We start from the raw sequence: 764 nt of genomic DNA on the forward strand, positions 1-764 counted from the left end.
AGAATCCCGAATATCGTAAGATTGTCTCATTTCAAATCTGTTTATCTTGAATCAATCAAAACCATTCGCTTGCACGTCACAAGCGAAGCTGGCGTGTGGGTAAAAACTGTATAAGAAAGAACTAAAAATGGCTCTTATGAATCGTCTTACGTGCCAAGGGCTGTCGCAACACCCACGAGCTGGCAAAGTGTGTGATGGTGCCGGCTTGCTTTTTCATAAACGTAAAGATGGAAGTGCTCAATGGTTTTATCGTTATACCATTCATGATCGCCATCGCGAAATGGGCTTGGATGCTCTTTGAGAGATGTTTCTTTAAAAAAGAGCGTGAATTGGCAAACCAATGGCATTCTGTTTTACGTAAAGGTCGTGATCCCATTAAAGAACGCAATAAACAAAAGTGTGAAGCAATCTCCATTATTTAAAAGATATCGCTTTGGGTACTTTTGAAAGTCGGAAAGCTGAATTAAAAGGTAATGGTAAGAATGGGAACTGGTTTTCTCCCTTGCGGCTTTACATTCTCCCTAAATTAGGCAGTCTGTCCATTTCAGAAATTACCCAAACAGAGATACGCAACACGCTTGTTCCTATTTGGCATACAAAAGCTACAACAGCAGAGAAAGCACTAAACCGTCTTAATATTTGTCTCAAACATGCTGCGGCTTTGAGTTTGGATGTTAATTTACAAGCAACAACAAAAGCACGCGCGCTCTTAGGAAAACAACGTCATAAAACGCAAAATAGACCAGCAATGGATTGGAAAGATG

General features: G+C 40.3%; 1 pseudogene. It reads left to right on the forward strand.

Annotation, left to right across the window (positions count from 1 at the left end):
* Window positions 1-127 precede the first annotated feature (127 nt).
* Window positions 128-764 (forward strand): annotated as a pseudogene (locus ACFIM8_RS09230) (integrase arm-type DNA-binding domain-containing protein); the annotation flags it as partial.

The organism is Bartonella sp. AC535YNZD, assembly GCF_042196625.1.
Lineage (GTDB): Bacteria > Pseudomonadota > Alphaproteobacteria > Rhizobiales > Rhizobiaceae > Bartonella.